The sequence below is a fragment of the Hymenobacter psoromatis genome (genome assembly GCF_020012125.1).
In the GTDB taxonomy this organism is placed as follows: Bacteria; Bacteroidota; Bacteroidia; order Cytophagales; family Hymenobacteraceae; genus Hymenobacter; species Hymenobacter psoromatis.
In genome coordinates, this window is record NZ_JAIFAG010000001.1 from 1,915,721 (window position 1) to 1,933,897 (window position 18,177).

Annotated in this window: 22 protein-coding genes; 11 read left to right on the forward strand and 11 right to left on the reverse strand. The window is 60.5% G+C overall.

From position 1 onward, the window contains the following. The first annotated feature begins 4 nt into the window (after positions 1–4). Positions 5–727 carry a tRNA1(Val) (adenine(37)-N6)-methyltransferase gene (locus tag LC531_RS08160; RefSeq protein ID WP_223649812.1) on the forward strand — a complete coding sequence of 241 codons (723 nt, stop codon included), beginning with the start codon at positions 5–7 and terminating at the stop codon, positions 725–727. A 70-nt stretch (positions 728–797) separates the two neighbouring features. Here LC531_RS08160 and LC531_RS08165 read toward each other — a convergent pair whose 3' ends face one another. Genes LC531_RS08165 through LC531_RS08175 form a run of 3 tightly spaced genes read right to left on the reverse strand, consistent with a single transcriptional unit; the run spans position 798 to position 3,868 of the window. After that, positions 798–1,493 carry an ABC transporter ATP-binding protein gene (locus tag LC531_RS08165; RefSeq protein WP_223649813.1) on the reverse strand — a complete coding sequence of 232 codons (696 nt, stop codon included), beginning with the start codon at positions 1,491–1,493 and terminating at the stop codon, positions 798–800. An 11-nt stretch (positions 1,494–1,504) separates the two neighbouring features. Next, positions 1,505–2,449 carry a hypothetical protein gene (locus LC531_RS08170; RefSeq protein ID WP_223649814.1) on the reverse strand — a complete coding sequence of 315 codons (945 nt, stop codon included), beginning with the start codon at positions 2,447–2,449 and terminating at the stop codon, positions 1,505–1,507. 21 nt (positions 2,450–2,470) lie between these two features. Then, entirely contained in the window at positions 2,471–3,868 is a 1,398-nt protein-coding gene (locus LC531_RS08175; protein ID WP_223649815.1) for a saccharopine dehydrogenase family protein, read from the reverse strand. An 89-nt stretch (positions 3,869–3,957) separates the two neighbouring features. On the opposite strand from LC531_RS08175, the gene LC531_RS08180 reads away from it, so the two are divergent. Both LC531_RS08180 and LC531_RS08185 read left to right on the forward strand, forming a co-directional pair. Further along, the gene (locus LC531_RS08180; RefSeq protein WP_223649816.1) at positions 3,958–4,473 is read left to right on the forward strand and encodes a cytidine deaminase; all 516 of its coding nucleotides are present in this window, start codon (positions 3,958–3,960) and stop codon (positions 4,471–4,473) included. Positions 4,474–4,645: 172 nt separating this feature from the next. Further along, positions 4,646–5,023, forward strand: a complete 378-nt coding sequence (locus tag LC531_RS08185; RefSeq protein WP_223649817.1) for a DUF423 domain-containing protein — start codon at positions 4,646–4,648, stop codon at positions 5,021–5,023. A gap of 76 nt (positions 5,024–5,099) precedes the next feature. On the opposite strand, the gene LC531_RS08190 is transcribed toward LC531_RS08185, so the two are convergent. The 4 genes from LC531_RS08190 to LC531_RS08205 all read right to left on the reverse strand — a co-directional run bounded on the left by LC531_RS08190 (position 5,100) and on the right by LC531_RS08205 (position 7,927). Beyond that, positions 5,100–5,528 (reverse strand): DUF1573 domain-containing protein, encoded by a 429-nt coding sequence (locus LC531_RS08190; protein WP_223649818.1) that lies wholly within the window; start codon positions 5,526–5,528, stop codon positions 5,100–5,102. Between the two features lie 173 nt (positions 5,529–5,701). Then, on the reverse strand, positions 5,702–7,138 hold the full coding sequence (locus LC531_RS08195; RefSeq protein WP_223649819.1) for an ATP-dependent DNA helicase: 1,437 nt from the start codon (positions 7,136–7,138) through the stop codon (positions 5,702–5,704). Positions 7,139–7,142: 4 nt separating this feature from the next. Then, positions 7,143–7,385, reverse strand: coding sequence for a hypothetical protein (locus tag LC531_RS08200; RefSeq protein ID WP_223649820.1), 243 nt, complete (start codon positions 7,383–7,385; stop codon positions 7,143–7,145). Between the two features lie 107 nt (positions 7,386–7,492). After that, positions 7,493–7,927: a PaaI family thioesterase gene (locus LC531_RS08205; protein ID WP_223649821.1), complete on the reverse strand. Its 435-nt coding sequence runs from the start codon at positions 7,925–7,927 to the stop codon at positions 7,493–7,495. 86 nt (positions 7,928–8,013) lie between these two features. Between LC531_RS08205 and LC531_RS08210 the strand changes: the two genes are divergently transcribed. The 3 genes from LC531_RS08210 to coaD all read left to right on the forward strand — a co-directional run bounded on the left by LC531_RS08210 (position 8,014) and on the right by coaD (position 10,033). Then, entirely contained in the window at positions 8,014–8,523 is a 510-nt protein-coding gene (locus LC531_RS08210) for an NUDIX domain-containing protein (protein ID WP_223649822.1), read from the forward strand. A 157-nt stretch (positions 8,524–8,680) separates the two neighbouring features. Continuing rightward, entirely contained in the window at positions 8,681–9,529 is an 849-nt protein-coding gene (locus LC531_RS08215) for a DUF3822 family protein (RefSeq protein WP_223649823.1), read from the forward strand. 39 nt (positions 9,530–9,568) lie between these two features. Further along, a complete protein-coding gene (gene coaD, locus LC531_RS08220) occupies positions 9,569–10,033 on the forward strand; it encodes a pantetheine-phosphate adenylyltransferase (RefSeq protein WP_223649824.1) in 465 nt (154 codons plus the stop codon). 144 nt (positions 10,034–10,177) lie between these two features. On the opposite strand, the gene LC531_RS08225 is transcribed toward coaD, so the two are convergent. After that, positions 10,178–10,675 (reverse strand): DUF4199 domain-containing protein, encoded by a 498-nt coding sequence (locus LC531_RS08225; protein WP_223649825.1) that lies wholly within the window; start codon positions 10,673–10,675, stop codon positions 10,178–10,180. Between the two features lie 198 nt (positions 10,676–10,873). Here LC531_RS08225 and LC531_RS08230 point away from each other — a divergent pair, with 198 nt between their 5' ends. Beyond that, the gene (locus LC531_RS08230; RefSeq protein ID WP_223649826.1) at positions 10,874–12,496 is read left to right on the forward strand and encodes an ABC-F family ATP-binding cassette domain-containing protein; all 1,623 of its coding nucleotides are present in this window, start codon (positions 10,874–10,876) and stop codon (positions 12,494–12,496) included. Positions 12,497–12,594: 98 nt separating this feature from the next. Continuing rightward, a complete protein-coding gene (locus LC531_RS08235; protein WP_223649827.1) occupies positions 12,595–13,419 on the forward strand; it encodes an SPOR domain-containing protein in 825 nt (274 codons plus the stop codon). Positions 13,420–13,504: 85 nt separating this feature from the next. Here the strand turns inward: LC531_RS08235 and LC531_RS08240 are convergent, their stop codons facing one another. Next, on the reverse strand, positions 13,505–13,675 hold the full coding sequence (locus LC531_RS08240) for a lmo0937 family membrane protein (RefSeq protein ID WP_223649828.1): 171 nt from the start codon (positions 13,673–13,675) through the stop codon (positions 13,505–13,507). Between the two features lie 204 nt (positions 13,676–13,879). Here LC531_RS08240 and LC531_RS08245 point away from each other — a divergent pair, with 204 nt between their 5' ends. Beyond that, positions 13,880–14,767 carry a 3-hydroxybutyryl-CoA dehydrogenase gene (locus LC531_RS08245; RefSeq protein WP_223649829.1) on the forward strand — a complete coding sequence of 296 codons (888 nt, stop codon included), beginning with the start codon at positions 13,880–13,882 and terminating at the stop codon, positions 14,765–14,767. 116 nt (positions 14,768–14,883) lie between these two features. After that, positions 14,884–15,423, forward strand: a complete 540-nt coding sequence (gene msrA, locus LC531_RS08250) for a peptide-methionine (S)-S-oxide reductase MsrA (RefSeq protein ID WP_223649830.1) — start codon at positions 14,884–14,886, stop codon at positions 15,421–15,423. Between the two features lie 210 nt (positions 15,424–15,633). On the opposite strand, the gene LC531_RS08255 is transcribed toward msrA, so the two are convergent. Together LC531_RS08255 and LC531_RS08260 are read right to left on the reverse strand one after the other, a co-directional pair. Next, complete coding sequence (locus LC531_RS08255) at positions 15,634–15,876, reverse strand: hypothetical protein (RefSeq protein WP_223649831.1); 243 nt, start codon at positions 15,874–15,876, stop codon at positions 15,634–15,636. Positions 15,877–15,927: 51 nt separating this feature from the next. Then, the gene (locus LC531_RS08260) at positions 15,928–16,779 is read right to left on the reverse strand and encodes a 2,3,4,5-tetrahydropyridine-2,6-dicarboxylate N-succinyltransferase (RefSeq protein WP_223653891.1); all 852 of its coding nucleotides are present in this window, start codon (positions 16,777–16,779) and stop codon (positions 15,928–15,930) included. A 216-nt stretch (positions 16,780–16,995) separates the two neighbouring features. Between LC531_RS08260 and LC531_RS08265 the strand changes: the two genes are divergently transcribed. After that, positions 16,996–18,162 (forward strand): glycosyltransferase family protein, encoded by a 1,167-nt coding sequence (locus LC531_RS08265; protein ID WP_223649832.1) that lies wholly within the window; start codon positions 16,996–16,998, stop codon positions 18,160–18,162. Positions 18,163–18,177: the final 15 nt, after the last annotated feature.

Below are 18,177 nucleotides of genomic sequence, written 5' to 3' on the forward strand. Positions count from 1 at the left end.
GGCCGTGCCCAACGACTACTTCCAGTTTCAGCAGTTTCGCATCGACCAAAGCGACTGCGCCCAAAAAGTGAGCACCGATGCCTGCCTGCTGGGCGCGGCCGCTAACCTCGTGGGCGCGACCCGCGTGCTGGATATTGGCACCGGCACCGGGCTTTTGGCTCTCATGGTGGCCCAGCGTGCGCCAGCCGCCCTGATTGAAGCCATTGAAATTGACCTACTTGCCGCGGCCCAGGCGGCCCGCAACGTGGCGGCCAGCCCCTGGGCGGCCCGCGTCCGGGTGCGGCCGCTGAGCCTGGCGGCCTACGCGGCGGCCCTACCCCCCACTTTTAGCCACATTATCTGCAACCCGCCGTTTTTTCGGCGCAGCCTGGCCCCGCCCGACGCGGCCCGCGCCACGGCCCGCCACGCGGGCGAGGCATCACTAACATTCGAGGAAATCGCGGATTTTGCGGCGGCTTTTTTGGAGCCGGCGGGCACGCTCACGGTGCTGCTGCCGCCGCCCGAGATAGTGCACTTCGCGCGGGCCGCGGCGGTAGCGGGCCTACCCCCCCAGGCGCAGCTGGCGGTGCGGCACCGGCCGGGCGGGCGCATTACGCGGGTTATTGGGCAGTTTGGGCGCGGGGCAGTGGCAGCAAAAAGGGAAACCGGCCTAAGTATTCAGGACGCAGATGGTATGTATTCGGCGGAGTTTCGGGCGCTGCTGGCGGGCTTTTATCTGGAGTTGTAGCGCGGACTTTACGAGTCCGCGCGTGGTATCATGAAACAATGTTTCCACGCGCGGATTCGCAAAGTCCACGCTACAGCAGTGCGTCCAGCTGGCTCAGCTTTTCGCCGTGCAGGGCAGCCAGCAGGTCGGCTTCGAGGGTGCCGAACTCGGCGGCCTGGTAGTGGCGCTGCACGCGGCCGGCCACCAGCACGGTGGCTTCGTCGGCCACTTCGGTGAGGGTGCCCAGGATGTGCGAGGTGAGCAGAATGCCGGTGCCCTGGTCGTGCAGGCGCTTCAGCATGGCCTTGAGCAGCAGGTTGGCTTCGAGGTCGAGGCCGTTGAAGGGCTCATCGAGGATGAGGTAGGGAAACTGCTGCACCAGCACGGCTAACAGAGCCAGTTTCTTCTTCATGCCGGCCGAGTAGTCGGTAGCATATTGGTCGAGGGGCAGCTCCAGCAGCTGGTTCCAGGGGCGCAGGTCGGGCACGGCCCGGCCCCGCGCTTGCAGGCAAAACTCCACGTACTCGCGGCCCGTGAGGCGGGGGTAGAAGTACGGCTCGTAGGGCACCAGCCCGGTTACCTCGCGCACCGGGCGGAGGTCGCCCCCTACCCCCACCGTACCCGTGAAGCCGCTTTCCAGCCCGTAGAGGCAGTTGAGGAGCGTGGTTTTGCCCGCCCCATTGGCCCCCACCAGCCCGTGGATGGTGCCCGGCCGCACCGCCAGGCTCACGCCGCGCAGCACCTCGTGGCGGCCGTAGGCTTTGTGCAGGTCGTTGACTTCAAGCATGTTTTAAACTTCTAAAAACCCAATACCTGCCCCACCCGCCGCCGGCTCTGCCACACCAGCCCGGCCGCGCTTACCAGCATCAGCGGGGGGTAGGCGGGGTGCCCGGCCCCAAGCAGACTCAGGGCCAGCACCAAGCTTTGCGTGGTACGAATATGGCTAATATTAGGGTAAAACGCATATTTGGTCAGGATGAGCATGGCCACCAGCGCCAGCCAGAAGAGACTAACGGCCAGCGCCGCGCCCCAGCCCGCCGGCCCTACCCCCAGCAATATTCCGAAGGGCAGTGCCGTGGCCGCCGCGTAGCCCAGCCCCAGCCCCAGCCGCCGCCGCAGGAATTGCCGGGGCGAGCGGGCCGCCAGCGCCAGCATCGTCACCGGCTCGGGGGTGCCGTAGCAGGCTAGTACCACCAGCAGCCAGGCCACTAGCCCCGCCACCGGGGCCAGCGACGATGCACGCTGCCAGGTAGCTAGTCCTACCAGCACTAGCCAGATTAGCAGGCCGTTAGCAGCCCGCATTCCGGCTACCCATTCAAACGCCTCGCTGCGAAATAAGCTACGCCACCGGTGCCGGGCCGCCGCCTCGCGGGCGGGCGGAGCCCAGGCCGCGAGCGGGGCCAGCGCCAGGGTCAGCAGCGCCGGGCCGCCTACCCCCACCGCTAGCAGCAGCAGCGCCACAGGCAGCGCCAGCAGCGCATATTCAGCGGCCAGCCAGGGCCGGAAATCGGGCGTGGCGCTGGCTAGCAAGTGGGTATCGGTCCGCTGCCGGTGGGCGCTTAGCAGCAGCCAGGCCAGCAGCGGCGGCACCAGCCAGGCGGCGCGCGGCTGGCCGCGCAGCGCGGCCAGCGCTTGCAGCAGCACCAGCGCCAACATTATAAGCAGCAGCGCCAGCCGTAGCCAGCCCAGCTCGCGCAGCAGCCGGCCCAGCAGGCGCAGGCGTAAGGTGAGGTAGGGAAGCATTCGGGAAACGAAAAGTATGGTTTAGCCTACCCCCTCTTCTTCCGCGAAGGCGATGCCGTAATCAGCCGCCAATTCTTGCAGAATGGGCACGTAGAGGTCAGCCGTGGTGGGGATGACGACGCCCCGGCCGGCTACTTCGCCCCGTGCCAGGCGGCGCACGGCCATGCCCAGGGGTAGGCCCACGGTTTGGGCCATCGCGGTGTGGGTGGCGTCGGTACCGGTTACGACGAGCGAAGACGTGCGGCGGCGCGACTCTCCATTCAGCTCATAGTCAAACTGATGCTGCATCACTACCTGGTCGCGGTCGTGGGGGCCGAGCTGCCATTTATCAGCCAGCAAATGCTCCAGCAATTGGGCAGCGGTGGCACCAGCCAGTCCCACAGAACGCTCGGTGAAGAGGCCCAGCCAGGCCAAGCGCGTCATTTCCGGGCCGTGGGGGTCGAGGGCCAGGCGCGCCGCGACGCGGGCGGCCACCTGGTCGGCGGGAATTTTCTCACCCATTACTTGCGCCACGAGCGCCCCCCAGGGCAGGCTGGCGGGGTTGCCCAGCGATGTGCTATCGTCGGTGAGGCCTAAGGTTACCAGTGCCTGCCAGGCTCCGCAGTAGCCGGGGCGGCGCAGGGTGCCGCGCAGCATCGTGCCAATGTCGGCCAGGCCATATACTGCGCGGTAAGTGAGCGAGTCGCGGTTGGCGTAGCCCTCGAAGTGGCCGTGGCCGGGCACTGCCAGCGTCTCGGCCCGGCCAAATAGCTCTGCGTAAGGAATGAGTTTTTCCTGGCCATTTTCGAGGTACTTGGCGGGGCCGCCCTGGCCGGCCAGCACCACGTTGCGCGGGTTCCAGGTGAACTTGTAGCGCCAGGGGTTGTCGCCCTCACTCTCGGGGGCCAGCAGCCCGCCGCAGTACGAGCGGAAGCCCGTGAGCCGCGCGCCCTGCCCGTGCAACTCGTTGATAACCTGCATGGCCGACATGTGGTCGAGGCCGGGGTCGAGGCCGCATTCCATGAGAAAAACCAGGTCCGCGCCGGCCGCTTCGGCGTGCAGGGCCCCGATGTTGGGGCTCACGTAGCTGGCCGTGGCCAGGTGGCGGCGGTGGCGCAGGCAGGCGCGGGCCACTAGCGGGTGCAGCGTGGCCGGCAGCATCGAGATAACAATATCGGCCTCGGCTACCAGCGCGTCGAGCCGGCCCGCATCCTGCACCTCGAAGGGCACCACGTGGGCCGACCGCGAGTGCGCGGCCAGCACCGGGGCCAGGTGCGCCGGCTGGGCATCGGCCACGGTCAAAAACCAGCGCTCGGCCGCCGCGTGGCGCAAGAGGTACTGCAGCAGCGCCGAGGCCGAGCGGCCGGCTCCGAGCAGTAGCAGGCGGGTAGGGTTATGGGTATTTGATTGCTGGTTGTTGGTGGCGGGCGACTGATTCATGCGGGCGGCTGGTTTATAAAAGCCAGCCAACAAACTTAGGAACCAGGAGCCAGCCAGTATCTTCGCCGCCCCGTTTCCCTACCCCCCGCATGGCCCCTGCCATTTATTCCGCTACCCGCCGCCAGCTCAGCCTGGCCTACCAGGAGTTTGCCGGCCCCGAGCAGCTGAGCCCCGAGGAGCACCGCACCTGGGAGGCGGCGCGCGCAGCCACGGAGTTTTCCTACGCGCCGTACTCGCACTTTCACGTGGGGGCCGCGCTGTTGCTGGCCGATGGCAGCCTTTTTCAAGGCACCAATCAGGAAAACGCGGCCTACCCCTCTGGGCTATGCGCCGAGCGCACGGCGCTGTTTGGGCTGGCGGGCAGCCGCCCTACCCCCCCGCGCCTCGTAGGTATGGCGGTGGCGGGCCGGCCGGCCGCCGGCGCGTTTGGCGCGGCCCTGCCCTGCGGGGCCTGCCGCCAAGTAATGCTGGAATACGAATTGCGCCAGGGCGCGCCCATCTGGCTGCTGCTGCCCAGCGTACAAGGCACGGTGCTGCGCTTCGAGCGCCTGGCCGACCTGCTGCCGTTTCACTTTTCCGCCGAGGACCTGCCGCCGCGGGCTTGAGCTACGCAGCTATTGCCACCAGTACATTAAACGAACGTCATGCTGACGACAGGAAGCATCTCTACCGCGCAAGTAACCTTACACGTCAGGGGTTAGTTACGCGGTAGAGATGCTTCCTGTCATCAGCATGACGTTCGCTGTAACCCATAACTTTTAACTCATAACTCCCTACATGTCAGCTCGTCTTATTCTGCAAATTGCCGCCATCCTGGGGGCGCTCACGGTCGGCATTGGCGCTTTCGGCGCGCACGGACTGCGGCCCATGCTGGAAGCCAGCGGCCGCCTCGAAACCTTCGAAACCGCCGTGCGCTACCAGTTTTACCACCTGCTGGCGCTGCTGGCGGTGGGCGTGCTGGCCACCGCCCGGCCCGACCTGCGCGGCCTCGACACGGCGGCGCTGCTCTGGCTGGTGGGCATCGTCATTTTCAGCGGCTCGCTCTACGTTATCTGCTTCACGGGCATCACCAAGTTTGGGGCGGTAGCGCCGCTGGGCGGCCTGCTGCTGATTGCGGGCTGGGTACGGCTACTTTTCGTAGTAGGTAAACTGTAGCATTTACTTCGCAACAACTCCTAAAAAAGGCGAGCCGACTTGGTGGTCGGCTCGCCTTTTTCAAAGGGGGTAGGGATTACTTGTTCGAAGCCGTGGCAGCTTCTTTCACCTCGCCTACCAGCGAAACGGTGGTGGTACCGCCGGCCGAGTTGGAGTCCACGGTCAGGACTTTGGTTTGCATCCCCATCTTACCAGCCGAGTTGAATTTGGCCGAGATAGTACCGATTTTACCGGGCTGCACGGGCTCCTTGGTCCACGAAGGCGTGGTGCAGCCGCAGCTTACGCCGATGTTGGAAATTACGAGCGGCTGGGTGCCGGTGTTCTTAAACTTGAATACGTGGTCCACAATATCGCCCTGTTTAATGGAGCCGAAATCGTACTTCACTTCCATAAATTCAATTTGGGGGCCGGCAGCCTTAGCGGTTTTGGCCGGCTTCATGGATTGGGCGTGGGCGGCGGTACCCGCAAACGTGAGGCCCAAGGCCAACAGCAGCATTTTAGTCATGACAGTGAGTAAGAAAGAGTTGAGGAATGAAAGCAAATTTACGTGCCGAGGCAGCGCTGGCAAAACTACGGCCAAATTAGCGCCGCTGGCTGGAAACCAGATGAAGCGTACTGCCGGGCAAACCCCAGCGGCGGCATTTCAATTCCCTACCCCCCGTATTTCGGCCAGCGCGGCTACTCTTCCTCCACCACTTCGCCATTGGCCAGCAGCCGCCGCTGAAAGTTGAGCAGAAACAGCCGCTCCGAGGCCCGCGTGATGGCCGTGTAAAGCCAGCGCGCAAACTCGCCGCCCACCGGCTCGTCGGGCTTCAGGAAGCCGTGGTCCACGAACACGGCCTGCCACTGGCCGCCCTGCGCCTTGTGGCAGGTGAGAGCGTAGGCAAATTTTATTTGCAACGCGTTGAGGTACGGGTCCTTGCGCATCTCCGCGTTGCGCTCGCCCTTCTTGGTCAGGTGGGCATAGTCGGCCAGCACTTCCTGATAAAGCTTCTCGTTCTGGTCGCGGGGCAAGGATGGCGTTTCGGTATGCAGGGTGTCGAGCAGCAGCTTCACTTCCAATTCGGGCTCGTCGGGGTAGTCCACGAGCCGCACCCGCGCCTGGGCGAAGCGGCAGCCAAAGACCTCCTCGCGCCGCACTATCTTCATGATTTCCAGGAAGTCACCATTGGCCAGAAAGCCGATTTCCGACTCCTTCGGCAGCCAGAAATAATTATTGCGCACCACCATGATGTAGTCGCCGGCCTCAATCTCCTCCTCCGCCTCAAACAACGTGCGCCGGATGAGCTGGTTATACTGGTTGGCGTTGCGATTGGAGCGGCAAATGATGGTCGTGTTCTCGTGCCCGAAGTGCCGGTAGGCCCAGCGCAGGCCATCCTCCAGCTTGTCGCCGCCCATCTTGAACATGTCTTTAAAGCCCTTGGTGTGCAGCTGGATGTTAGGCGTTTCCTCCCGCAGCTCTTCGCGCAACTCGGTGGCATTGACCAGAATGCCCGAGGCTTCGGCCTGGCGCATCACCTGGCGCAATTCCACGCCCTCTACCCGCGCCCGGAAGCGGTGGGCCAGCAGTTCGGGGTCGAGGGCCGGGCTCAGCAGCTGGCCCACCGGCGGCAGCTGCGCCGTATCGCCGATGAGCAGCAGCCGGTTGGTACTTTTTTCAAACACAAAGCCCATTAAATCATCCAGTAAGCCGTTCTCGCCGAAGGCTTTCTCATCGGAAATCATGGATGCCTCGTCCACGATAAACAGGGTTTCCTCCTGGCGGTTGGGCTGGCGCTGAAAGCTGAGGCGCTCGGCGGGCGCGCCGCTGGTCTGGCGGTATATTTTTTTGTGAATGGTGCTGGCCGGCACGCCCGCGTAGGCGCTCATCACCTTGGCGGCGCGGCCGGTAGGGGCCATCAGGGCGTAGCGGCGCTGCATCCGGGCCAGCCACTGCACCAGGGCGCTCACCACGGTCGTTTTGCCGGTGCCCGCGTAGCCGCGCAGCACAAACACCTTACGCCCCGGCAGCTGGTCGCGCAAAAACTCATCGAGCTGTGCGAACAAGGTCGCCTGGTCCTCGGTCGGCTCAAAGGGGAAATAATCGCGGACGGAGGGAAAGCGGGTAGTAAGCACGTAATTATTTTCTTTTAAATCCGTCAGAAATGTGTACTGCACCAAACTTGATGCATACTCTTTCCAACTCTTTTTCGAACATCTCACTTTTATCGCCGGCATGGGCGATAATATATCCTATCAGCCCATCTAATTCGTCAAAGAAGATAAATAATTCCTGACTTGACATTCCTTCACCAGCTAACTGACGACCTTGATGCACTAACCGATGTACTGCGTGCAAAGCCCTTGCTTCGTTTATAACCATCAGTTAGATGCCCGACTTTAGAATTATTGCACTGCGAAACATGTGAGATGATTCGGCAAGCTTACGCATGAAGTTCTTCATTTTTAAAAAGCAGTTATTTCCCTCCACTACCCTATCGGCTCGATAACCGCCATCGTGGCCGAGGCCTTAGCAATCAGCACGTCATCACACCACACCTCGGCCTCGCAAAAGTGCAGTCGCCGGCCGGCCTTCAGCACCCAGCCAATGGCTTTGATACGCTGGCCTACGCCGGGGTTCAAGTAGCTTACCTTCAAATCAGAAGTCACCACCCCTACCCACTCCGGCACCAACGTAACGGCGGCAAAACCGGCGGCCAGGTCGGCCATGGTGGCCACCAGGCCGCCGTGGGCGAAGCCACGCTGCTGCTGATGCTGCTGGCCCAGGGCCAGCTCGGCTTCCACGCGGCCGGGCTCAATGCGGGTGAGGTCGGCCCCGATGAGGTGCATAAAGTGCTGGCGCTTTAGCTTTTCGCGGATGCGGGCTTCGAGGTCGGCGGGGTTTTCGGGGGTAGCGGCGGGCATAAGTTGGCCAAAGATACCGGCCGCGCCCGGCCGCTGTGCGCAAAATTTGCGTAGAAGCAGCCGGCTACCCGGCCAGCACTTGACTTATGCCAGATTCTTGTTCTTCACCAAACAATTCATTATTAACTCCTTATGCCGGTAAAGTGCGGGTGCGGGTGGGCGGACTGCTGGTACGGGCGGGCGGCATTCTGCTGGCGGCCCACCGGGGCCTGCTGCCGGGTAGCGCGCCGTTTTGGTCGCCGCCGGGCGGGGGCTGGGCCTTCGGCGAAGGCTTAAAAGAGGCATTGCGGCGCGAGTTTCAAGAGGAAACCGGCCTGGCCGTGCGGGTGGGCCGGCAGCTGCACCTGCACGAGTTTCGGCGCGACCAGCTTCAGGCGCTGGAGATTTTCTTCGAAGTAACGGCCGAGGACCCTACCGCTACCCCCTGCCTGGGCCACGACCCTGAGCATGCCCCCGACCAGCAGCTACTCACCGAGCTGGCCTGGCTTACGCCGCGCCAGCTGCTGGCCCTACCCCTCGCCCAAGTGCACCCCGTGTTGCGCGGTCTGCTCAGCACCGACGATGTTTTCGTTCCTCAGGTCATTTTGGATTCTTAGGCTCTTACTGAGCGCTTGGTTGCTGGCACCTAGCTTGTGGTTGGTGGGTAAGGAATAATTATGCAACCTTTGGGCGGCGAATACAAGTTGCTAACTCTAAAACCAGGAGCCAGGGACTTATAAGAACCAAGACCCAGGAACCTAAAAACCAGAAAGCTTGACAACTCCTGTGCGCCTGCGCGACGACACCTTTGCGCCCACCAACCCGATAGCTTACCACCTATATGCCCTGGCTGGCCCCCGCCGCCTGCGCGTAGCCGCCTTGGAGGTAGCGCGCCAGAAAATTGTGGCCTTCGACGACCTGCCGCTACCCGCTGCCGACCCGCTGGCCGCCCTGGCCGGGCACGAGCTGCTGGGCCAGTCCGGCTGGGCGCGGCTGCGGCTGGCTCTGACCGGCGGGGCCAGTACCCTGCTGCCGGCCCCCCTCTACCGGCCCGGTGATGAGGCCGCCTACCTAAGCCTGCACCACGAGTTGACTTCTACCGAGGATGCTTTGGCCTACGCCCTACCCCTACCTACGCCGGCTACCGACCTGGTGAGCGTTTTCGCCGTGCCCCGCGCCACGGCTGAATGGCTGAATACCGTGCACGGCCCCAGCGCCCGCCTGCTACCCCAGGCCAGCGCCCTGCTGGCTGGCTTGCTGCACCAGCGCGGCCCTGGTCCCGGTCCGCGCCAGCTGTACCTGAGCCTGGCCGACCACGAGCTGAGCGTGGTGGTGCTGGGCCCGCAGCTTGAATTCAGCAATACCTATGCCGTGCATACGGCCGAGGATGTAGCGTACTATACTATCCTGGTGATGCAGGAGCTGGGCCTTAATCCAGACCAGGACATGGTCACTATTTGGGGAGAGTTGACCGGCGAATCGGCGACGTTTAGCCTACTTGCTACCTACGTGCGGCACTTGCGTTTCGGCATGCGCCCGGCGGGTGTACAGTATTTCTACTATCTGAATGATATCGCGGATTGCCGGCATTTTGACTTGTTTAGTCTGGCTTTTGCAGCATAACCTACCCTTCCTGCGCCCGCCGCGCGGGGCCGCTTCCGCATGAAAAAAATCGCGTTGTTTCCCGGTTCGTTCGACCCCTTTACCAACGGGCACCTCGACCTCGTGCGGCGCGGCGTGGAGTTGTTCGATGAACTGATTATTGCCATCGGTACCAATAGCAGTAAGCAGCGCTACCTACCCCTGGACTGGATGCTGGCCCAGCTCGAAACCTTATTTCAGGACGAGCCGCGGGTAGTAGTGCGCCCTTACCAGGGCCTCACCGCCGAGTTTGCCCGCCAGACTGGCGCCCGCTACCTACTGCGCGGCCTACGCAATACCCTTGATTTTGAGTACGAAAGCGCCATTGGCCAGGCCAACCGCCAACTCAACCACGAACTGGAAACGGTGCTACTCGTGACTTCGCCCACGCTGGCGGCTATCAGCAGCACCATCGTTCGCGACGTGCACCGCTTCGGGGGCGATGCGTCGCTTTTCGTGCCTTTCGCCCTACCCCCGGTTATGTAAGCTGATAGCTAGTGACTGATAGTTTTTCGCCACCTGCTTTACTTCTTCGAAAAGAGCCGCCTCCCACGTGGGAGGCGGCTCTTTTCGAAGAAGTAAAGCAGGTGGTTAAATCTGGCTTTTCAAAAATCTAATGGCTAAGTACTACTAAGGGGTCATTTTCAGGGGGTCAATCGGCTCAGCTTTGTAGTACTGCATCGCAATGAGCGAGGTGATAACACCCGTCATGGCACCCATTAGCACGATAGCCAGGGCGGCAATCAGCACCGATAGGTCCACATTAAATAGATTATGTACCTGCGTCAGGTTCACTGTTTTAGGAAAAATCCAGTCGATGGCGATAAAAAACAGAGCCAGAATGACCGAGGCCACCAGCGCCGTAATAATGCCCGTGCCGTAGCCGCCCAAGTAAGCCAACTGGCCGTTGCGCACTTTGCTAAGGTGGCGAATGGCCAGTACCGAGCCCGTGACCAGGATAAGCACATCGAGGCTGCCGGCTTCGATACGGGCAAAAAAGCCCGTCAGCACGGCAAGCAGGGTGTAAACGCAGAGTACAGTCGCCGTTATTAGGCCAAAACGGACGCCGTTTTGCTCGGGGGTAGGTTGCGTGGTGCTTTGAGAAATAGGGGTCGGGCGGGCAGCCATAAACGAAAAAGTACTGAAGTGGAGGAGCGGCAACACAGCCAGCATGGTGGCCTGGGTGGCTATACTGGTTTTTGCGGCCCGATGTTGTGCATAGCAAGCTGCCAGGGCACAAATAGCGAATCGCTCGCGTTGAAGAAGAGCAACGCGGAGCGGTAGCGTATTTTTGCGTAGTTTTTTTGGTTTTTTATTCTGGATTAAATGATTTCCACGACCAACGTGAGCTTGCGCTACGGCAAGCGGGTGCTGTTTGAAGACGTAACAGTGAAGTTTTTGCCCGGCAACTGCTATGGCCTGATTGGGGCCAACGGTGCCGGCAAGTCGACTTTTCTCAAGATTTTGTCCGGTGAGCTGGAGCCTAACACCGGCTCGGTGGAGCTGCCCGCCGGCCAACGCCTGGCCGTACTCAAGCAGAACCAGTTTGCCTACGACGACCAGCAGGTGCTTCAAACCGTGATTCAGGGCCACCAGCGGCTGTGGGCGGTGATGAGCGAAAAGGATGCGCTTTATGCCAAGGCCGACTTTTCAGACGCCGACGGCGAGCGCGCGGCCATTCTGGAAGGCGAATTTGCCGACCTGGAAGGCTGGAACGCCGACTACGAGGCCGCCGAGCTGCTCAGTGGCCTGGGCATCACCGAAGACAAGCATTACTCGGTGATGTCGGACCTCGGGGCCTCGGAAAAAGTGCGCGTGCTGCTCGCGCAGGCCCTGTTCGGCAATCCCGACGTGCTACTGCTCGATGAGCCGACCAACAACCTCGACGCGGAGAGCGTGCTCTGGCTCGAAAACTTCCTGGACGGCTTTCAGAACACGGTTATCGTGGTGAGCCACGACCGCCACTTCCTCGACGCGGTGTGCAACTACATGGCCGATTTGGATTTCTCGAAAATCACGATGTACCCCGGCAACTACGGCTTCTGGTACGAGAGCAGCCAGCTGGCCCTGCGCCAGCGCCAGGACGTGAATAAGAAAACCGAGGACAAGCGCAAAGAATTGGAAGAATTCGTGCGCCGCTTCTCGGCCAATGCCTCCAAATCGAAGCAGGCCACCAGCCGCCAGAAGCTGCTGCAAAAGCTGACACTGGAGGAAATCAAGCCTTCGTCGCGCCGCTACCCCTACATCGCCTTCAAGCCCGAGCGCGAAGCCGGCAACCAGCTGCTGAGCGTGGAGGGGATAAGCAAAAAGGTGGATGGGCAATCGGTGCTCAAAAACGTGTCGTTTACGCTCGCTAAGGGGGATAAAATCGCCATTGTGGGCCGCGACGACCGGGCTGCTTCGCTGCTGTTTGATATTTTATTCAAGGAAGCAACGGCCGACAAGGGCAAGGCCGACTGGGGTACGACCATCACGCCCAGCTACTTCCCGAAGGAAAACAGCAGCTTCTTTCAGGCCGGTGATATGAACCTAGTGGACTGGCTGCGCCAGTACTCGACCGATAAGGACGAGAGCTTCGTGCGCGGCTGGCTGGGCCGGATGCTGTTCTCGGGCGAGGAGTCGCAGAAGAAGCCCAACGTGCTGAGCGGGGGCGAAAAAGTGCGCTGCATGCTGAGCAAGATGATGCTCGAAAGCGGCAACGTATTGGTGCTCGACGACCCCACGAACCATTTGGATTTGGAAAGCATTCAAGCCCTGAACAACGGGCTCAGAGACTTCACCGGCTCGCTTATCTTCGCCTCGCACGATTTGCAGTTTATTGAGACGGTAGCCAACCGCATTATCGAGCTCACGCCCGAGGGTATCATCGACCGCCGCATGAATTATGAGGAGTACCTGGCCGATGACACGCTGAAGGCACAGCGCCAGAAAATGTATCAGTTGGCGTAGCGTTCTAAACAAAAAAATTGAGAATTGTCCGTGTGTTGCGCAGTCGCGATTTTTAATTTCTCTCTGAAGTTGCTAATTTTTGATTTTCAATTCTTCTCATGAAACGTCTGCTTTTGCCGCTACTGCTAAGTGCTACCGCGCTGCTAGGCCCTGGCCGCGCCCTAGCCCAGCAAAAACCCGCGCTGAATACGGCTCCGCCCGGCACTACCCCGCCGCCGGTTCGGTCCGCGCAGCGGGCCCCGGCCGCCGACACGGCCAACGTCGCGCCTACTATTCCGGTCTACACGCCGGCCCCGGTGGGCCAGCAAGCACCGGCGACCCCTACCCCGGCGGCACTGCCCCAGCCCAGCCAGGGTAGCCCCTCGGGTCTGGAGCTACCCGGCCGTGAGCAAACTCGCAAGGCCGCGCAGCAGCATGCCGACCAGTACACCAAGCTTTTCGTGTACTCTGGCATTGGCCTGGGCTACAGCTCTTTCTACGGATACAGCAACTTTAACTTTAATATTTCGCCAGCGTTGGGCTATCGCATCAACGACCGGCTGTCGGTGGGGCCGGGCATTACCTACACCTATAACTACTACGGGCAGGATAATGGCTCCTACGGCGGCCCCAGCAGTAGCATCAGCACCAGCAGCTACGGGTTCAAGGTATTTGGGCAGTTGATGGTAATTAATAATTTCTTTATTCACGCCGAATACGAATCTACCAACGCTCAATTTGTGCTCGTAGACCAGAACAACGTGTATACGGGTACCGTGCGCCGCACCGTGCAAACGCCGCTGGCGGGCGTAGGCTACCGCTCACAAATCAGCCGCCGCGCCGCCGCCGACATCGTGTTGCTGTATAATTTTAAGGATAATTACAATAGCATTTATCCCAACCCGGTAATTCGGTTTAATTTCCTGTTTAATATCGGCCATTAATAGGTTACAACCCCACTAAAAAGCCCCTCGCCGTTTCAACGGGAGGGGCTTTTTAGTGCTTACTTAGTAAGTTACCAGAGAGAAGCTACACCGGGTTGCGGCCGCTGATAACCCGTAGCAGGATGGCAATAATGGCAATTACCAGCAGAATATGTATCAGGCTATTGCCCGCGATGCCCGCGCCCAAAACGCCGAAGAAACCCAGCGCCCAAATGATGATGAGAATAACGGCGATGATGTACAGCAGATTACCCATGAGTGACAGAGAAAGAAGAGAGGTGGGAGGTTGAAACAAACCTTTCCGGCTTGCTAGGGCTTTGTACGGGGCGGGCGGGAAAAAGATGAACGAGCGTTAAAAGAATTCGCGCTAGGGCAATTACTTGCTGGCTTGGGTAGCTTTGCGGGGCGCTGGCGGCCCGCCGGCCCGCGATTCTCTTACCCCCTCTTTTTCTCCCACCCTATGCACGTTGCCGTTATCGGCTCGGGTACGATGGGCAATGGTATTGCCCACGTTTTTGCCCAGCACGGCTTTGCCGTTTCGCTCATCGATGTCAACCAGCCAGCCCTTGACCGAGGCTTGGCCACCATTACCAAAAACCTGGACCGGCAGGTAGCCAAGGCTACCCTCAGTGCCGACGACAAGGCCGCCACCCTGGGCCGCCTGTGCACCCACGTGAGCCTGGCCGAGGGCGTAGCCGAAGCTGAGCTGGTGGTAGAAGCCGCCACCGAAAATGTGGACCTCAAGCTCCAGATTTTTCGCGAGTTGGATAAGTACGCGCCGGCCGGAGCCATCCTGGCTAGCAACACGTCGTCCATCTCTATTACCAAAATCGCGGCCGTAACCCAGCGCCCGGCCCAGGTTATCGGGATGCACTTTATGAACCCCGTGCCGGTAATGAAGCTGGTAGAAGTTATTCGCGGCTACGCTACCTCCGACGACGTGACGCGGCGCGTGATGGAGTTGGCGCGCCAGCTCGGCAAAACCCCCACGGAGGTCAACGACTACCCTGGCTTTGTGGCCAACCGCATTCTGATGCCCATGATTAACGAGGCCATTATCAGCCTGTTTGAGGGGGTAGCGGGCGTGGTGGAGATTGATACCGTGATGAAGCTCGGCATGGCCCACCCGATGGGACCCTTGCAACTCGCCGATTTTATTGGCCTTGACGTGTGCCTGGCCATCCTGCGGGTGCTGCACGAGGGCCTCGGCAACCCCAAATATGCGCCTTGCCCGCTGCTGGTGAATATGGTCATGGCCGGCCGTTTGGGCCTGAAGTCGGGCGAAGGCTTTTACCAGTACACGCCCGGCTCAAAAGACCTAGTAGTGGCCCGCCACTTTCAGCACTAAGCCGCCGCTGACGCGGGGCGTAAAACCTGAACGCTACCCCCTCGATTATCGTTAAGGAAAATGTGCTGACGTTGAAATCAGCGTACTCAATTTAATCTGCGTAAATCTGCGATTTTATGGAACATGCAACGTTTGGGGCCGGCTGCTTTTGGTGCGTCGAAGCCGTATTTCAGAATTTGAAGGGGGTAGAAAAAGTAGTTTCCGGCTATGCTGGAGGCCGCATTAAAAACCCCACTTACAAGGAAGTGTGCAGCGGTATGACTGGCCACGCCGAAGTAATTGATATTGCGTTCGACCCGGCCGTTATTTCCTACAAAGACTTGCTGGAAATATTCTGGAAAACCCATGACCCGACCACGCTCAACCGCCAGGGCAACGACACGGGCACGCAGTACCGCTCGGTTATTTATTATAACACTGACGAGCAAAAGCAGCTCGCCGAAGAGTATAAAAAGAAGCTCAACGACGGCCACGCTTTCCCCAACCCCGTGGTAACGGAAATCACGGCCGCGCCGGAGTTTTACGTGGCCGAGAACTACCATCAGAACTACTTTAATATGCACGGCCACGAGCCCTACTGCCAGTTTGTAGCCAAGCCCAAAGTAGATAAGGTGAAAGCGTTGTTTGGCGAGAAATTAAAAGAAGGTGTAGCGTAATTATTGTTTTGCACTTCATAAAAAAGCCCGCTTAATTAGCGGGCTTTTTTGTTTTTAGTCTGCATCAATAATCAAATTATTCAATTCTATTAATTGGCGTTCAGTCCAGCCTGTATAGCCTATTGACACACAAAAAAGCTCTTTCTCATCCAGAAACAAAGACCAAACTTTTTCAGGACCATATCGACTGCCACGTGTAGTAAACTCACTTCACACCCGATTACAATCCAGTACAACTCGTTGCTGACGGAAGAGCAAAGAGTAAGTAAGTATACCCGCTTCTTTGTCAACTTGAATAAATCTGGGCGGCGGCTGAATGATGAAAAATAATAAAAAACCGCCGTTAATGAGCAATAGAAATCCTGGTAAAGTAGCCTCCGAGACCTGATGATGTCGACCACAAGAAACCTGGCTGAGAAATACCATCACTAAATTAGCGAGCAGTAGATTCACGAGTAACAGCCGGTATTTTATATCGAATCTCATTTATGGTTCTAATTATAACTACACGCTCACCCCAAAATCCCGTAGCGCGTCATTCAGACTCGTTTTTAAGTCGGTGCTGGGCTTGCGCTGGCCGATAATCAGCGCGCACGGCACCTGGTATTCTCCCGCCGGAAACTGCTTGGGAATGGTACCCGGAATAACGACCGAGCGGGGCGGCACGTAGCCTTTATATTCCTTGGGCTCGGGGCCGGTCACGTCGATGATTTTGGTGCTGCCAGTGATAGTGACGCCCGCACCAATGACGGCCTCCTTGCCAATGCGGCAGCCCTCGACCAGGATGCAGCGCGAGCCGATAAATGCGCCGTCTTCGATGATAACGGGAGCGGCCTGCACGGGCTCCAGCACGCCGCCGAGCCCTACCCCCCCGCTCAGGTGCACGTGCCGGCCCACCTGGGCGCACGAGCCCACGGTGGCCCAGGTATCCACCATCGTGCCCTCACCCACGTGCGCGCCGATGTTGGTGTAGCTGGGCATCAGGATAACGCCGGGGGCCAGGTAGGCCCCGTAGCGGGCCACGGCGGGCGGCACCACGCGTACTTTCTGGGCGGCGTAGTCGGTCTTGAGGGCCATTTTGTCGTGAAACTCGAAAGGGCCGACCTCCTGGGTGTGCATCTGGCGCAGCGGGAAGTAGAGGATAACGGCCTTTTTGACCCACTCGTTGATGGTCCACTCGCCGCCTTCCTCGGCGGACGGCTCAGCCACGCGCAGGTGGCCTTTGTCCAGCTCCTCGATGGTGTGCTCGATGGCGGCTTTGGTTTCGGGCTGGTCGAGCAGGGTGCGGTCGGCCCAGGCGTGTTCGATGGCCTCCTGGGCGGCAAAGCGGTCGAGCAGGGTGTTGGGGGTAGCCATTGGGTTGAAGTGCTGATTAAGTAGTGTGCTGATGTAGTGGCTTGTTTGCGCGGCGGCGGGCGATGCCGATGGCAACGAACCGGGCAAGCAGGGCAAAACTACCATCTTTACGGGCAGATTAACAGCATTCGTTGCGCGGGCTGCCTGCATCTGTTTCCTTTCTACCCGATTAATTCCGGTTGCCTAATTTTTAATTAAATCGCTGCTCGCTTGATTTTGCTCGCCTCCGTTCTAAAGCCCGTGGACGACACCCGGATGCTGGGCAAGTTCGCGCGCATCCTGGCTGAAGCGGGCGCGCGGGTGGCTGTGGCCGGGCAAGCCAGCGCGGAGGCGCAGCCGGGAGCGGGCATCACGCAGTATCCCATTTTTCAAGGCGCGCGGCTGAGCCTGGCGCGGCTGCTGGCGCAGGTTCGCTACTGGCGCTTGCTACGGCAGTTACGGCCCGGCTTGGTTATCGTGCACGCGCCGGAGCTGCTGCCGCTGACGCTGCTGTGGCGAGCGCTGGGGAGAGGCAGGGAATTTCTGTACGATATCCGCGAAAATTATGCGCTCAACGTGCGTACCCAACGGGTATACCGCGGGCTGGTGCGGCGGATGCTGGCGGCGGGCCTGCGCTGGGTGGAAGGCGCGGCGGCGCGGCGGGCGGCGGCCGTGCTGCTGGCCGAAGCCAGCTACGCCGACGAGCTACCCTTTTTGCGTGCCCTACCCCCCAGCAGAGTGTTGGTACTCGAAAATAAGTACCAGCCCGCTCTCGGTGAAGCCCTACCCCCCCTGGCGCGCCCCATGCCAGCAGCCGCCGAGCCGCTGCGGCTACTGTTTTCGGGCACCATCTCGGGGCTGAATGGGGTATGGGAAGCGATATCGCTGGCGCGGGCACTGGGAGCCACGTGGCGGGGCGGGGCGGTGCTGACCATCATCGGCTTTTGCCAACAACCAGCTTTGCTGCGCGAGCTGCAAGCCGTGGCGGCGGCCGAAAGCGCCTGGCTCACGCTGGTGGGCGGGGCCGAACTGGTGCCGCACGCCCGCATCGTGGCCGCGCTGGGAAGCGCCCACCTGGGCCTGCTGCCCTACCAGCCGCACCCCAGCACGGCCCGCTGCCGGCCTACTAAATTGTTCGAGTACCTCGCCCACGGCCTCCCTGTTCTTATTCCTGATAACCCACTCTGGACCAGCGTAGTGCGAGCGCATGGGGCGGGCCTGGTAGTCGATTTTGCCGAGCCGGCGCGGGCGGCGGCGGCCGTGGTAGCAGCCCTACCGGCCGCGCGCTTTTACCCCGCGGGCGTGCCCACCGGCCCGGTTTTGTGGGCGGGCGAGGGCAAAAAATTAGGGCATTTGCTGGAAAGCCTGGGCCTGGGGCCGACCTTTGCGACCCCTTTAACCTAGCCGAACGGGGCGGGG

What these genes read in the sequence shown, in the direction of transcription:
- coaD (WP_223649824.1), top strand. Translation starts at nt 9,569, where the DNA reads ATGAAAAAAATCGCGTTGTTTCCCGGTTCGTTCGACCCCTTTACCAAC.
- LC531_RS08165 (WP_223649813.1), bottom strand. Translation starts at nt 1,493, where the DNA reads ATGCTTGAAGTCAACGACCTGCACAAAGCCTACGGCCGCCACGAGGTG.
- LC531_RS08225 (WP_223649825.1), bottom strand. Translation starts at nt 10,675, where the DNA reads ATGGCTGCCCGCCCGACCCCTATTTCTCAAAGCACCACGCAACCTACC.
- LC531_RS08210 (WP_223649822.1), top strand. Translation starts at nt 8,014, where the DNA reads ATGCCAGATTCTTGTTCTTCACCAAACAATTCATTATTAACTCCTTAT.
- LC531_RS08185 (WP_223649817.1), top strand. Translation starts at nt 4,646, where the DNA reads ATGTCAGCTCGTCTTATTCTGCAAATTGCCGCCATCCTGGGGGCGCTC.
- LC531_RS08240 (WP_223649828.1), bottom strand. Translation starts at nt 13,675, where the DNA reads ATGGGTAATCTGCTGTACATCATCGCCGTTATTCTCATCATCATTTGG.
- LC531_RS08190 (WP_223649818.1), bottom strand. Translation starts at nt 5,528, where the DNA reads ATGACTAAAATGCTGCTGTTGGCCTTGGGCCTCACGTTTGCGGGTACC.
- LC531_RS08230 (WP_223649826.1), top strand. Translation starts at nt 10,874, where the DNA reads ATGATTTCCACGACCAACGTGAGCTTGCGCTACGGCAAGCGGGTGCTG.
- LC531_RS08260 (WP_223653891.1), bottom strand. Translation starts at nt 16,779, where the DNA reads ATGGCTACCCCCAACACCCTGCTCGACCGCTTTGCCGCCCAGGAGGCC.
- LC531_RS08175 (WP_223649815.1), bottom strand. Translation starts at nt 3,868, where the DNA reads ATGAATCAGTCGCCCGCCACCAACAACCAGCAATCAAATACCCATAAC.
- LC531_RS08245 (WP_223649829.1), top strand. Translation starts at nt 13,880, where the DNA reads ATGCACGTTGCCGTTATCGGCTCGGGTACGATGGGCAATGGTATTGCC.
- LC531_RS08180 (WP_223649816.1), top strand. Translation starts at nt 3,958, where the DNA reads ATGGCCCCTGCCATTTATTCCGCTACCCGCCGCCAGCTCAGCCTGGCC.
- msrA (WP_223649830.1), top strand. Translation starts at nt 14,884, where the DNA reads ATGGAACATGCAACGTTTGGGGCCGGCTGCTTTTGGTGCGTCGAAGCC.
- LC531_RS08205 (WP_223649821.1), bottom strand. Translation starts at nt 7,927, where the DNA reads ATGCCCGCCGCTACCCCCGAAAACCCCGCCGACCTCGAAGCCCGCATC.
- LC531_RS08200 (WP_223649820.1), bottom strand. Translation starts at nt 7,385, where the DNA reads ATGGTTATAAACGAAGCAAGGGCTTTGCACGCAGTACATCGGTTAGTG.
- LC531_RS08170 (WP_223649814.1), bottom strand. Translation starts at nt 2,449, where the DNA reads ATGCTTCCCTACCTCACCTTACGCCTGCGCCTGCTGGGCCGGCTGCTG.
- LC531_RS08235 (WP_223649827.1), top strand. Translation starts at nt 12,595, where the DNA reads ATGAAACGTCTGCTTTTGCCGCTACTGCTAAGTGCTACCGCGCTGCTA.